The sequence below is a fragment of the Candidatus Seongchinamella marina genome, assembly GCF_026262685.1.
GTDB lineage: Bacteria > Pseudomonadota > Gammaproteobacteria > Pseudomonadales > Halieaceae > Halioglobus > Halioglobus marinus.
Genome location: NZ_SHNP01000001.1, coordinates 506,455 through 519,997 on the forward strand (window position 1 = coordinate 506,455; position 13,543 = coordinate 519,997).

Annotated in this window: 14 protein-coding genes; 9 read left to right on the plus strand and 5 right to left on the minus strand. The window is 52.6% G+C overall.

Annotated features, from left to right (window positions below; genetic code table 11):
- Positions 1-9: 9 nt before the first annotated feature.
- Positions 10-666: a nitroreductase family protein gene (locus EYC87_RS02160; RefSeq protein WP_279251411.1), complete on the minus strand. Its 657-nt coding sequence runs from the start codon at positions 664-666 to the stop codon at positions 10-12.
- 127 nt (positions 667-793) lie between these two features.
- Between EYC87_RS02160 and EYC87_RS02165 the strand changes: the two genes are divergently transcribed.
- On the plus strand, positions 794-1,924 hold the full coding sequence (locus tag EYC87_RS02165; protein ID WP_279251412.1) for an acyl-CoA dehydrogenase family protein: 1,131 nt from the start codon (positions 794-796) through the stop codon (positions 1,922-1,924).
- A 7-nt stretch (positions 1,925-1,931) separates the two neighbouring features.
- Here EYC87_RS02165 and EYC87_RS02170 read toward each other — a convergent pair whose 3' ends face one another.
- The 3 genes from EYC87_RS02170 to EYC87_RS02180 all read right to left on the minus strand — a co-directional run bounded on the left by EYC87_RS02170 (position 1,932) and on the right by EYC87_RS02180 (position 5,168).
- Positions 1,932-2,606: a TetR/AcrR family transcriptional regulator gene (locus tag EYC87_RS02170; RefSeq protein ID WP_279251413.1), complete on the minus strand. Its 675-nt coding sequence runs from the start codon at positions 2,604-2,606 to the stop codon at positions 1,932-1,934.
- Positions 2,607-2,764: 158 nt separating this feature from the next.
- Positions 2,765-4,933, minus strand: a complete 2,169-nt coding sequence (locus EYC87_RS02175; RefSeq protein WP_279251414.1) for a molybdopterin-containing oxidoreductase family protein — start codon at positions 4,931-4,933, stop codon at positions 2,765-2,767.
- Between the two features lie 19 nt (positions 4,934-4,952).
- The gene (locus EYC87_RS02180; RefSeq protein WP_279251415.1) at positions 4,953-5,168 is read right to left on the minus strand and encodes a hypothetical protein; all 216 of its coding nucleotides are present in this window, start codon (positions 5,166-5,168) and stop codon (positions 4,953-4,955) included.
- Positions 5,169-5,328: 160 nt separating this feature from the next.
- Between EYC87_RS02180 and EYC87_RS02185 the strand changes: the two genes are divergently transcribed.
- Entirely contained in the window at positions 5,329-6,345 is a 1,017-nt protein-coding gene (locus tag EYC87_RS02185; protein ID WP_279251416.1) for an NADP-dependent oxidoreductase, read from the plus strand.
- Positions 6,346-6,356: 11 nt separating this feature from the next.
- Here EYC87_RS02185 and EYC87_RS02190 read toward each other — a convergent pair whose 3' ends face one another.
- Positions 6,357-6,788 carry a nuclear transport factor 2 family protein gene (locus tag EYC87_RS02190; protein ID WP_279251417.1) on the minus strand — a complete coding sequence of 144 codons (432 nt, stop codon included), beginning with the start codon at positions 6,786-6,788 and terminating at the stop codon, positions 6,357-6,359.
- A 153-nt stretch (positions 6,789-6,941) separates the two neighbouring features.
- Here EYC87_RS02190 and EYC87_RS02195 point away from each other — a divergent pair, with 153 nt between their 5' ends.
- Genes EYC87_RS02195 through EYC87_RS02225 form a run of 7 tightly spaced genes read left to right on the plus strand, consistent with a single transcriptional unit; the run spans position 6,942 to position 13,533 of the window.
- Positions 6,942-8,348, plus strand: a complete 1,407-nt coding sequence (locus EYC87_RS02195) for a carotenoid oxygenase family protein (protein WP_279251418.1) — start codon at positions 6,942-6,944, stop codon at positions 8,346-8,348.
- Between the two features lie 27 nt (positions 8,349-8,375).
- Positions 8,376-8,804: a Zn-ribbon domain-containing OB-fold protein gene (locus EYC87_RS02200; protein WP_279251419.1), complete on the plus strand. Its 429-nt coding sequence runs from the start codon at positions 8,376-8,378 to the stop codon at positions 8,802-8,804.
- A gap of 15 nt (positions 8,805-8,819) precedes the next feature.
- Positions 8,820-9,962 carry a thiolase family protein gene (locus tag EYC87_RS02205; protein WP_279251420.1) on the plus strand — a complete coding sequence of 381 codons (1,143 nt, stop codon included), beginning with the start codon at positions 8,820-8,822 and terminating at the stop codon, positions 9,960-9,962.
- 10 nt (positions 9,963-9,972) lie between these two features.
- The gene (locus tag EYC87_RS02210) at positions 9,973-11,358 is read left to right on the plus strand and encodes an aromatic ring-hydroxylating oxygenase subunit alpha (RefSeq protein ID WP_279251421.1); all 1,386 of its coding nucleotides are present in this window, start codon (positions 9,973-9,975) and stop codon (positions 11,356-11,358) included.
- A gap of 11 nt (positions 11,359-11,369) precedes the next feature.
- The gene (locus tag EYC87_RS02215) at positions 11,370-12,146 is read left to right on the plus strand and encodes an SDR family NAD(P)-dependent oxidoreductase (RefSeq protein ID WP_007227199.1); all 777 of its coding nucleotides are present in this window, start codon (positions 11,370-11,372) and stop codon (positions 12,144-12,146) included.
- Between the two features lie 3 nt (positions 12,147-12,149).
- Positions 12,150-12,590: a hypothetical protein gene (locus EYC87_RS02220; protein WP_279251422.1), complete on the plus strand. Its 441-nt coding sequence runs from the start codon at positions 12,150-12,152 to the stop codon at positions 12,588-12,590.
- A 19-nt stretch (positions 12,591-12,609) separates the two neighbouring features.
- A complete protein-coding gene (locus EYC87_RS02225; RefSeq protein WP_279251423.1) occupies positions 12,610-13,533 on the plus strand; it encodes an SDR family oxidoreductase in 924 nt (307 codons plus the stop codon).
- Positions 13,534-13,543 lie beyond the last annotated feature (10 nt).

The window sequence follows — 13,543 nt, forward strand, 5'->3', positions numbered from 1 at the left end:
AGGCTCCCGCTACCAGCTATCCAGATGCAGCGAATCATCTAACGATTTTCGCGGCGCGGGCTGAAAACGTGTGCCCTGGGTGTAGGCAATAGGTATAAGCGCCACTTGAGAATACTCATCTGGAATTTCCAGCAGTGCGGCAGCTTCCTTTTCAAAATTCAGGTGCAGCGTTGTCCAGCAGGTCCCCAGTCCTCGTTCCCGAGCGGCCAACATAAAACTCCAGACCGCCGGTATCACCGAGCCATACATGCCAGCGATAATGCCCTGCGGAAGGTCACCGCTTTCTGGTCGCCCCAGCATGCAGGGAATGAGCAGCGCAGGTACCTCAGCCAGGTGGGCCGCCAGGTACTGGGCAGAACTTAAAACTCGCTCCTGGGTTTCGGCCATGTCGGGGTTGTCCGTGTGCAAGCGCGTCGGCTGTGCCGGTCCTGACTCATACTCGGCGAAGGCACGCTGGTAGTAGTCAGCGATTGTTTTAATTTTTGCCCGGTCTGTGACCACTATAAAATGCCAGCCCTGTGAGTTCGAGCCGGAGGGTGCTTGCAGTGCAATCTCCAGACATTCCTTGATTACAGCCAGTTCCACCGGTCGTTGCAAATCCAGTCTTTTACGGACTGCCCGGGTAGTGGTTAGTACCTCATCGGCGCTCAGGTTTAGTGCAGGCATGGGATGACTCCGTCTCTTGTGTCAGCTTGAGTCTAGGGGAAATACAGGAACAATAAAACAGTAGGGACTGATTGTTTTGTAAGAGGCAAGTTGCTAGCATGAGCGCAGCTAATTTGCAGGATATACCGTGGACTTTTCCCTTTCAGAAGAACAAGTACTACTGCGTGAAAGCGTAGAGAAATACACAGCAGATCATGGCAGTGTGGAGCGCCATCGCAAGCTAAGCCAGAGCGATCTTGGCTTCGATGCCCAGGCCTGGCAGGCCTTTGCCGAGTTAGGTTGGTTGGCACTGCCCTTTGCCGAAGCCGATGGCGGATTAGGCGGTAGCGTGACCGACCTGATGGTGCTTTGCGAATCTTTGGGTAAGGCGCTGGTTCGTGAGCCTTACCTGCACTGTGTGGCAGCCTGCGGCGGCTTACTGTCTTTGGCTGCAAGTGAAGAACAACGAGCGACGTATATACCCGCGCTGGCCGAAGGCAGCAGTCAGTGGGCGTTCGCGTTTGCAGAGGCCGGTTCCGGCTATGATTTTGCAGCGATTAACGCGGTAGCTAGCGCCGCAGATAATGGATTTTCACTGTCTGGCAGCAAGATTGCGGTGCTCAACGGGCACGTTGCAGACCAGTTGATTGTTAGCGCCCTGACAGAACACGGCAATCCCGATAGCTTGAGCCTGTTTGTGGTTTCTGCAGACAAGCCCGGCGTGAATCGCAGTTCGTTTACCGCTGTTGACGGTAGTCGCGGAGCAGTCATTGGCTTTGAAAATGTGGCTTTGGCCGCAACCGACATGTTGGGCGAGCCTGGCAATGGTGCTGCCATTATTGCTAAGGCGCTGGATTACGCGATTATTGCGTTGGGTGCTGAATCGCTGGGAGCTATGCAAGTCTTGCTCAATGCCACTGTGGAGTACACCAAAACACGTGAACAGTTTGGTCAAGCCATTGGCAAGTTTCAGGCCTTGCAACACCGCATGGCCGATATGTACCTGAAATTGGAAGAAACAAAGTCTTTGTTATATAACGCGGCTATTTTGCTTGAGGAAGGCGACAGTGCGGGACCTGCTGCTTGCGCTGCGCTAAAAGTGAAGGTGGCGGAAGCGGGACGGCTTATTTCCCACGAAGCAGTTCAACTGCATGGCGGTATGGGCATGACTGATGAATTGATTGTTGGCCATCTTTTGAAGCGGCTGCTGCTGTTGGCGAAGCTTTACGGAGATGAAGATTACTACCTGGAACGCTACATTCAGCTCCAGGCAGCCTGAACTGAATTCAGGAAGAGTGGCGGCCGATCGCGCCGCTGGTGCCTTCCTGAAAAATTTCTTCCAGACGATCCGCCAGGTAGTCCAGCACACGGTTGACCCGCTCTTCACGATCAACCACCAGTTGGCCTACTGCCAGTCCTTCCATCATGAACTTGGTAACGTCCATAGCAAGCAGGAACCTGTCGCCGGTTCCTTCCCAATCCTTGAACAACTCTTTGTTGGATTCCTGGACATGCATGTCGAACTTGACACTGGATTTTTCCAGGATGGCCTTGAGTTCGCTGTCGGTGCGGCCCGCAACGCAGAGTTCGTGATAAGCAGTGAACAAGTCTCCAGTGAGGTGTTGCCAGTAGGCATCAATACCCGCGCGACGAAATTTACGGCCCTTGAGTTTAGGAGAGATAGATTTCACCCTCTCTTGGTAATCTTCCAGCAGTTTGACATGAAGGTATTCAACTGCTGCCTGGATTAACTCGGTTTTGGAGGGGAAATGATGCAGCATCGCACCTCGCGACACGCCAGCTGCGCTCGCTATCTTGGCGGTAGTAACGTTGGTGTAGCCCAGCTCGATAAAACAGGAGATTGCCGCATCCAGAATGCGGTCGCGGGTCATCGCACTCTTCTGCGCCTGCCAGCTAATATCCTGTGCTGTATCGTCGTCCTTAGTACTGCTGTTGGCCATTTTCACTCCGTTGTTAAATGAAAACAGGATAGCCTGATTAAAACAGTCACCCTTAAGCCGGGATTGTAACCGATTAACAGGAGTGGCTGTAGTTATTTACCGTTCAGCGCTTTGATTCTTTCGCTGTGGAGGTACTGCAGAGGTCAGCGCGCTTCCGTTCACGCTATCTTGCTAATACTAATAGGCACCGTACTTAATCTCGGCATCGCAGAGTAGCGTTCTGTATGCTCACGATTGTCAATCAGGCGATTGGTATTACTGCCCATCTCGCGAACTTTTTCATCGATCTTCGCCGCTGGATCGGGTGTCCCTCCCCAGCTGTGGGACATCGATACCAGTCCGGGTTTAATGTCGTCGCTAGCGGCTGCTATGGCAGGAATCGCGCCGTGTCGGGAGCGCACTTCTACCAGTTCACCGTCTGCTATATCCAGTTTTGCCAGGTCGCTGGAGTGCATATAGGCCGGATTATGACTGTTCTTGGCACGCAACAGGGCGAACTCAGGTCCGGTGGAGTTGTGCGTATACTTCATTCTGCGGCTGATCAGTAAATGAGGATACTCGCTGTCGGTTTTACCCTGCATGTCTTGCAGTGCAGCGGTGAGTTCTTCGTCCAGTCCGGGTGGGAACAGTTGCAGGTGGCCTGCGGTCTCTGGGTCTGCGGGTAGGGCGATGATATCGTCGACGTCCTGCACATGACCGCCTTCTTTGGCAGCAATGTCCTCAATGGGTACACGTGATCCCTGGGTAATGGTCTTGAGCAAGTCCATTTTCTCGGGCAATGATATCATATCCACCGGCTGCTCATTTAGGGTCAGTTCCAGGCCCATGCGTTTGCCCAGTTCCCAGAACACCTGCCACTCTTCTATTTCATCGCCACGTGCTTCTACGACTGCGCGGGTGTACTGACTGTAGGGTTTGTCATGCCAGACATCCGTGAGCAGGGTAACGTCTTCTCGCTCCAAACAAATTTTGGGTGCCAGCACATAGTCAGCCATTTGAGCGGTGGCCGCCATTTTAATGTCCACACAAACCAATAGTTCCAGACTCTCCAGTGCGCGGTGAGTTTTTTCCTGATCGGGCCAGGCGAGCAGTGGGTTTCCGCCAACACAGATTAACGCTTTGATTTGGCCCTCACCGGGGGTGAGAATTTCATCGGCGGCAAGCCCTGCAGGCATTTCCTTCAATGGACCATAGGGCGACAGCACCACGGTCTCGTGAATATCCGGATCAATTCTGCTGGCGACCCCTTCGGTCAACCATTGGGGCTGCGGCGAGGTTGCTTGCGCATGCCTGGGCCCAGGAGGAGTCAGTACACCGGGGTTGGGGATGCGCTCGCCGGCTCTGTAGTGACGCCCGCAAATGGCATTGAGCGCTAGTGATAAATGCAATACCAGGTTGGGATGCGGCCCCATTTCTGGCCCAGTGCCCGTGACCGCAGAGCCTTTCGGGCCAGCGGCAAATATTCGAGCAGCCTCATAAATTTGCTCTGCGGGAACGTCAGTCGCGGCGGCGGCGGCCTCGGGGGTAAATTGACGAGTAGCCTGGTCAAGTTCTTCAAGACCTTCCGTGTGGTCCTCGCAAAATTCCTTGTCGTAAAGATTCTCGCTAATCACAATTTGAATAATCGCCGCCAGCAGGGCAGCATCCTGCCCCGGACGCACTTGCAGATGCAGGTCAGCGCGGGCGGCGACCTCTGATTTTCGTGGGTCGATCACAATCAACTTAAGACCGCGCTTGCGACCTTCGCGCAGGGCATTGGCAGGGCTGAACGAGGGCACACCTCCCGGCACTGAGAAATGTGAAATCAGCGTGTTGTTGCCAATCACCATGGATACATCAGAATCACTCCACATGTGTGAGCCCGCATTCCACCAGCCCATGCGTGCAGGGGCGATGGCAACCTTTGCGGGTTGGTCAATGGTCACACTGGTGAAATAATTAGGTGCATCCAGGGCTGCGTGAAATGCTCGCGCCATGCCGTGTGCCGCAGAATTTTGAAAGGAGTACGTGCCGTTATAGCTGGCGATGCTGCGGGGGCCGTATTCCGCGAGGATCGCTTTCAACTTATCGGCGATTTCGTCCATGGCTTTCTGACTGCCAATGGCCTCGAACTCACCGTCTGGCAGGCGTTTCTGTGATTGTTCCAGGCGACCAGGGTGATAGATTTGCTCCAGCATTTGCCGTCCCTTGACGCAGGTATAGCCGCCATAAATTTCGTTGTCCGTGTCCGGCGCGATAGCGATGAGGCGGTCGTCTTCTACCGTCGCTACCATAGGGCAGTAGGCGTGGCAGAAACGGCAATAGGTTTTTACTTGTTCGGTTGCCAAGGCGGGAGCCTCCGTAAATTTAGCCAGTAAAGAAGTCAGCCCGGAGGCGGCCTTCAGAGTGATTCACCGATTCTTCCACGTCAATGGGAAATTTAGAAACCTCGGTGTTATAGGATTGGTCGTGGTCTAACAAGCCAGACATTCGTCCATCATAGGACCCCGACATATGATCGGCCAGTGCCTTTTTCCGGTCGCTACCCAGAATGTTGAGAGTGTTTGCAATGTGCATGGCCATGGCCACTACCAGTGTGATCAGAGTTATAGAGTTATAGATCATTAAACGACTGAAAGTAGCAGAATCGCGCGGTCAAAACAATCAGGGTTGACTGATTTTTTGCCAAGGGCTATGTTTGCGGGCTGAACTCAATCCCCGCTCGCAAACAGGTGCGCATCCCATGACCGAAATTCTCAACAGACAGTACTATCTCGCATCCCGCCCCAAGGGTGAGCCAAACTCAGAAAATATCCCTTCGCGAGATGTGCCTTTAGCTGCCCTCAATGCAGGCGAGGTGAGGATGCGCAATCTGTTTATCTCACTGGATCCGGCGATTCGCGGCTGGATGTCGGACGAGCCAAACTATATCGAGCCGATAGCGTTGGGCGACGCGGTGCGGGCTTCTGTCATCGGTCGAGTGGTGGAGTCCAACAGCGAAAATTTCGCGGTGGGCGATGTTGCGATGACGATGGGGGGTTGGGAGGCTTACACAACATTGCCCGCAGAGGCGTTGAACAAACTGGATGAATCCATGGGGATTCCCTTGAGTAACTTTTTGGGCGTTTTGGGTCCTACCGGGCTCACTGCCTACTTTGGCTTAATGGAAATCGGTCAACCCAAGGCCGGTGAAACCGTGTTAGTGAGTGCCGCTGCAGGTGCTGTCGGGTCGGTAGTAGGTCAGATCGCCAAAATGCAGGGATGTCGCGTGGTGGGTATGGCGGGCACTGACGAGAAATGTGCCTGGCTTACCGAGGATCTGGGCTTTGATGCAGCGATCAATTACAAGACCTGTGGCGACTTCAGCAAGGCGATAGGGGAGGTATGTAGGGATGGTGTAGACGTTTACTTTGATAACGTCGGCGGAGAAATTCTCGATGCGGCACTGAGCTGCATGAATAAATTTGGTCGTGTAGCGGTATGCGGCTGGATCTCTTCTTACAATGCGGAAGAACTGCCCCACCTCAAGAATCTGTGGCAGCTGGTGGCCGAAAGTATCACTATCCGCGGATTTGTGGTGCTGGACTTTTTGGACCGCTTCCCCGAGGGAGTCGGTCAACTGGTTGAGTGGTTGGTGGCAGGTAAACTTCAGTTCAAGGAAGAAATCGTAGATGGTCTTGACAATGTGCTGCCCGTTTTTATGAAGCTGTTTGACGGCAGCAACCAGGGCAAACTGGTGCTGCGCCTGCCCGAGGATTAATGCTTATCGACTTATTCCGGTAAAGGTGTGTAGTCCCCGCTCAGGTCACCCGGGCCCCGGTAGATAAAGTCGTAGCGACGGGTTTGGAATAACCACTGGCCATCCACTTTGACGTAGCTGTCCAGGTAGCGACTGATGGCACAGTGTCGCTCATTTTGCAGATCGCGAGTGAACTCCTGCAGATACCAGTGTCCCTGGGCGGTATCCCCATTGATCTCAAACAGGTGAGAGCCCGGAACCAGCAGCGCAAAATCAAAGCCAGCGACAACTTGCTGCCACAGGGCAAGAATACTGTCTCGACCCTTTACCTCCATTCCCATTAGGTTCCAACAGCCGTTCTCTGCCCAGGTTTGCGCCCAGGCGTGGCCATCTCGCCGGTTAGCCGCATCCACATAGCGGGCCATTAGCTTTTCCAGGGCCAGTTCTTCTTCAAGTATGCTCATTGTCTCACTCCACAGATAGGTTGATCGTGTAATGCAGGTGCTCGCGTTTAAAAAAGAAACAGACGAGACTGTTTTTATAAAATTCTAGCTGCTAATATCCAGCATTGTTTCATTTACTAACACCACCATAGCCAATAATACAGGTACAACACCATGGATTTGAGCGCCTTTCCTTACTTACAGGGTAACTACGCCCCAATAGACGAAGAGCGCGACTTTGACGAGTCGCAATTGCGAGTAGAGGGCGAGATCCCGAAAAAGCTGCTGGGTGCCTTTATGCGCGACGGCGCCAATGTCGCTTATCAGCCCAATCACTATGTTTATCCCCTGGACGGCGATGGCATGGTACATGGGGTTTACTTTAAAGACGGTCATGTCGAATACAAGAACCGTTGGGTGCAAACCAGTCACCTGATGACAGAGCGCAAGTTTGATCACACCATTTATGGCAGCGTGGGCAAACTTTTGGAAGTGCCACAGGAAGTCATAGATGCTGGGGGTGAGCCAAACCCCATTCGCAATACCGCTAATACCAATGTGATCTATCACGGCGAGAAACTGCTTGCCTTGTGGGAAGGTGGATTTCCGCACCTGCTCAATAATGATTTATCAACAGTAGGCTTGTATGACTACGATGGCGCGCTCAAGCCCGGCGATGCCCTGACTGCACACCCTAAAATTTGTCCGATCACCGGTGACCTGGTGTCCTGCAGCCAACGCTGGGACAGTCCAAATTACTGGGTTCGGGTGTTTGACGCCAAAGGCAGGCACAAACAAGTGATGGAAGTAGAACTCCCGCGCAAAGGCATCATCCACGATCTGCAAATTACTGCTAATTACGTGGTGATTTTTTACGCTCCAACCTATCACAGTGTAGAAAAAGCTATGAAGGGTGAAGATCCCTTCGTCTGGGAGCCCGAGTTAGGCACCAAGATCATCGCCATTCCTCGCGATGGCAGCGGTGAAAATATAGTCTTTGAAACAGAGTCATTTTTCAGCTGGCATTTCTGCAATGGTTTCGAGTCCGGCGGGAAAATTGTTCTCGACTACGTCTGGATTAACTCTATTCCCTTCACCCAGTCCCAGGGTACAGGTGTGGAGAAGCAACCTCGCCGCATGTATCGCATGACCCTCGATATGGTGACTAGGCAGGTCACCAACGAACAGTTCTCCGATGTATTTTGCGAGTTTTCCCGAATTGATGAGCGTTTAATGGGTAAAGACTATCGTTATGGATTTGCTGCCTGTTCCAATCGCGAATGGGGCGACGCTCACGGTTACAACTGTACAGGAAGTTTCGACTTCCAGACTGGCGAGACGGTGTTGTGGGAGTACGGGGAAAAGGCCAACGCGGGCGAGCCTGTGCATGTACCAAATCCTGACAGTGACAAGGAAGAAGATGGCTGGCTCATGTGCTTTGTAGACAATCCGGGTGAAGGGCCTTTCCTCAGTATTCTCAGTGCCGGCAATGTCACTGACGGTCCTGTTGCTAAAGTTCACATTCCCGGTCGGGTGCCTAACGGCTTCCACGCCAACTGGATGCAAAACCTGACTCTCTAATTGGGTTGATGATTAAAGGATCTCTATATGAATAACCAAGTGCCAATTGCGGAGGGCTTGTTCAGTTGGCCCTCGCCCAATCCTGCCCTGCTGGGGAGTCGCTGCAAGAATTGCGGTATCGCGGCGTTTCCCGCTGCCGAGTCCTGTATGGCCTGCAGTGGTCAGGATGTAGAGATCGAAGAGTTGCCGCGCAAAGGCACGCTTTGGACATGGACCGTGCAGCAGTTCATGCCTAAGCCTCCCTATCACAGCAATGAAACTCCACAGACATTCAAACCTTACGGCGTCGGCTATCTTGAATTGCCCGGCGGCGTGAGAGTCGAGGGGCGACTGACCGAAAGTGACCCTGAAAAGCTTCGCATTGGTATGGAAATGGATGTCATTTTTGATACTTATCGCACCGAGGAAAACGGTGACGAGGTCATCAGCTTTTTCTTCAAGCCGACTCAGGCATAGACAAGAGACGTAACTATGGACGTAGCAATTGTAGGAATCGGAATTCACCCCTTCGGGCGTACGCCTGCGCGCAGTGGTTTGCAGCAGGGTGCCTTTGCGGCGCGCGAGGCGCTTAAAGATGCTGGCGTAGAGTGGCGGGATATGCAGTTTGCCTTTGGTGGTAGTGCCAGCTCTGGCAACGCAGATGCGCTGGGTAATGAATTGGGGCTTACCGGCATTCCGTTTATTAATGTCGCGAACGGCTGTGCAACCGGGGGTAGCTCACTGATCTCCGCATACAATGCCATTAAGTCTGGAGAGCATGACATTGGCCTGGTCGCCGGCTTTGATAAACATGATCGAGGTGCATTTGATGCCGACCCGGCATCGCTGGGAATTGGGCGATGGTACGGTGAAGTGGGCATGATGATGACGACCCAGTTTTTTGCCATGAAAATCCAGAAGTACATGGACGATTACGGTATTTCCAAAGATACTTTGGCTAAAGTGTCGGAAAAAGCATTTATCAATGGCTCGCTGAATCCCAACGCATGGCGCCGTCAGCCGATTGAGGTTGAAGAAATAGCCAATTCGATGATGATCAATGATCCGCTGACTAAATACATGTTTTGCTCTCCGGCAGAGGGCGGAGTGGCCTTGATTCTTTGTCGGGGTGACAAGGCCAGGCAGTACGTAGACAAGCCAATTTATCTCAAGTCGGCAGTGCTCAAGTCTCGCCGTTATGGCTCGTTTGAGGTGTTTGCGCCCAGTCAGGCCCTGGAGCAGGTGGATGGACCCACTGTGGACGCGGCCAAAGCTGCTTTTGAAATGGCGGGTGTTGGTCCCGGAGACATGGATGTACTGCAATTGCAGGACACTGAATCCGGGGCGGAAGTGATGCACATGGCCGAAAACGGCTTTTGTGAGCACGGTGAACAGGAACACCTGATTCAATCCAAAGCGACATATATTGACGGTAGCATGCCGATTAATACCGATGGCGGTTGTCTGGCAAATGGCGAGCCTATTGGTGCGTCCGGTTTACGTCAGGTCTATGAAAATGTATTGCAACTGCGTGGTGACGCCGGTGAGCACCAGGTGCCCGGTGACCCCAAGCTGGGCTACACCCATGTTTATGGTGCGCCAGGTATCAGCGCCGTGACTATATTGCAGCGCTAGGAGAGCTCAGGTGAGTAGAGCAATAGAATTAGATGACGGACAAATTGTTGCTCGCTCCGGTGGTGAATCCTACCAGGAGATGCTCGATAAAGAATTGAATCCGGTACCGGTCGCACTGCGTGAAAGCACCAATACATTTCTTGGTTCAGACAACCTGTCTACTGATCGTTACCTGAGTAAGGAGTTTCACGATCTCGAAGTAGAGAAAATGTGGAGCAAAACCTGGCAGGCGGCGTGTCGCGAGACAGAGATCTCCAAGCCAGGTGATTTCTATGTCTACGAAATCGCAAGTCACTCTATTGTGGTCACCCGCACTGACAAGGGTGAATTAAAAGGCTTCTTCAATGCATGCCTGCATAGAGGACGACAACTGCGTAAAGACTGTGGCAGCGCGCGCGAGTTCAAATGCCCTTATCACGGGTTTCGCTGGAGCCTGGATGGAGATTTTCTCGGTGCCCCCTGTCAGTGGGACTTCCCGCATATCAAGGCTGAAGAGTTTTCTCTGCCGCAGGTACAAATAGATACCTGGGGCGGTTGGGTATTCATTAATATGGACCTCGAGGCTGATTCGCTGCAGAGCTACATGGGAATACTCCCCGAGCATTTTACCCGCTGGAAGCCAGAAAACACCTTCAAGGCAATGCATGTGGAGAAGGTGATCGAATGTAACTGGAAAGTTGCCTGGGAAGCTTTTATTGAGTCATACCACACGGTGCAGACTCACCCACAAATCATGCCTTACCTGGGCGACTCCAACTCACAATACGATTGCTGGGGTGACAACGTCAGTCGTACGATTTCGCCCATGGGCGTGGTCAGTCCGCACCTTGAAGGCGTTGCGCCCGATCAGACAGTGAATGACTGGCTGGAGCATGGTGCCTGGATGACAGAGGGAGAGAAAATAGAAGTGCCAGAAGGTCTGAGCGCTCGCGAGTGGCTGGCGCAGTATTATTTCGAGCACTATTCCAAAGAGTATGACGTGGATCTTGCCAGCTTCTGCACCCGCAGCGAGATTATGGATTCCATTTTGTATTCCCTGTTTCCCAACCTGGCACCCTGGGCTGGCTTCCACCCTAATCTGACATATCGGATGAAGCCGTATGGTGACAATCATGAAATGTGCACCATGGAAATCATTTTCCTTATGCGCTACCCGGATGGCGCCGAACGCCCTGCCGATGCTCCCGTTCACAAGCTGGATAAAGATCAGTTGTTTTCTGCGGCGCCTGGCCTTGAGGGCGGTATCGGGCGCGTATTCGACCAGGATTTTAGTAACCTGAAAATGGTGCAAAAGGGCCTGAAAAATCTAAAGTCCAAGGAAGTGGTTCTGGCGAATTACCAGGAGATTCGGATTCGTCACTTCCATCAAACACTGGACAAGTATCTCAACGCCTGAGGGATAGTAGTATGAACGACCTGCTTTCGGCATTTGATATCACAGGCAGAGTGGTCCTGATCACCGGGGCCTCTAGCGGATTTGGTCGGCATTTCGCTGATGTTATGGCGCAGTCCGGCGCCAGAGTGGTTTTAGCCGCCAGACGCACTGAATTGGTTGAAGTTGCTCGAGATGAAATTGTTGCCGCTGGTGGCCAGGCCATGGCTGTTTCCATGGACGTCACTAGTTCTGCCAGTATTGCGGCGGCATTAGACGTCATCGAATCCGAATTCGGTGTTGCCAGCATTGTGATCAACAATGCTGGAATTACCATTCCCAAGCTGTTGCTGGATCTGAGCGATGAAGACTGGGAAAACGTAGTAGACACAAACCTCAAGGGCGTGGCCTTCGTTACCAGGGAGGCAGCGAAGCGTATGATTGCCGCAGACGTTGGCGGAAGCGTTATTAATATTGCATCCATTCTCGCGGTGCGCGTGCAGTCTATGTTGTCCAATTATGCCGCTGCTAAGGCGGGAGTGGTGCAGTTTACAAAAACTGCCGCGTTGGAATTGGCACCTTATAATATCCGCGTCAATGCGATATGCCCGGGTTACTTCGCCACTGAAATGATTCGCCAATGGCTTAAGACTGAAGACGCGCAGCATCGTATCGAGAAAATACCGCAACGGCGAGTCGGCGAACTCCACGAAATGAACGGTACCCTGATGCTGCTGGCCTCTGATGCCAGTTCCCATATGACTGGCGCAGAGATAGTGATTGATGGCGGCCATGTGTTGTCGGAACTCTAGCAGGTGTCTGAACTTAACCGCCAATTTTTGCTTAATGCCAGACCTGTGGGTGAGGTAAAGCTCAGTGACTTGCGCTTTCATAAAACGGAAATTCCTGAACTAGGGCAGGGAGAGTTTCTGGTGCAGGTGAGATACCTCGGCCTTGAACCTGCCATGCGCGGTTGGATGGAAGAAATCGGTAAGCCAAAGTCAGGAGACTCTGTTGTCGTTTCCGGCGCTGCCGGTGCGACAGGATCAATAGCAGGTCAAATTGCCAGAATCGCCGGTGCTTGTGTTATCGGTATCGCCGGCTGCGAAGAAAAGTGCAGCTGGCTGAAGCAACATTTTCTAGACGGAGACTTGCACCACAGGGAAGATATCCTCGAGGGATTTGAACGCATACTGGAAGCTCTGTTACGCCTGTTTCATGGCGATAATATTGGCAAACAACTGGTTCGCGTTTAGCACGGATTCGGAGACGAACATGGCAAAGAGATTAGGTAAAAGGTCGACGGCGGAGCAGGTCAGCCAAGGTGCAGACCTTGGCGGCAAGAATGCTTTGGTGACAGGCGCTAATACTGGGCTGGGCAAAGAGACAACGCGTGTGCTGGCTCTATGCGGCGCCAACGTGACAATGGCCTGCAGAGATCAGGTAAAAGCTGAGAAAGCCCGGGAAGATATTCTGCTTGGCGCAAGCGGGGCGATTGATGAATCTCAGTTATCGCTGCTTGAGCTGGACCTGAATTCTCTGGATAAGACCCAGCAAGCGGCTGAAGAATATTGCCAGCGGGGTGAAGAGCTGCATCTGCTCATTAATAATGCTGGGATCATGATTCCCATGGAACGCCGCACTGTCGATGGTTTTGAGGCCCATCTGGGGATTAACCATCTTGCACATTTCCTCTTCACCAATTTGTTACTGGAACCACTGACTGCGGCGGAGGGAGCGCGGGTGATCGCCCTGTCTTCTTTGGCCATGTCTTTTGCATCGTTAAAGCATGGTTTGAAAGATATAAACTGGGAAAATCGCAAGTTTAGTGGCTGGCCCGCCTACGGTAACTCCAAGTTGATGAATCATCTGTTCGCTCGTGAACTGAGTAAGCGTTACGAGGCCAATGGAATTGTCGCGCACGCGGTTCATCCAGGTGTTGTCAGCACGGAATTGGCTCGTGATCAGAATGGTCTCTTTTCGATGATTGGCGTGTTGGCAACCCCGTTTATGAAAAACGTCGAACAGGGGGCAGCTACCCAGGTTCTGGCAGCAATCTCGCCTGAGTATGGTGACAGTGGGGGTCTTTATTTCAAGGATTGTCGCGTTGCCAAGCCTCAGCACAAATTGGCCAATGACGGGGCGCTCGCTGAAGAGCTTTGGCAGCGCAGTGTCGAATTGGTGGGGCTCGAAGAATAATTTAAACGTG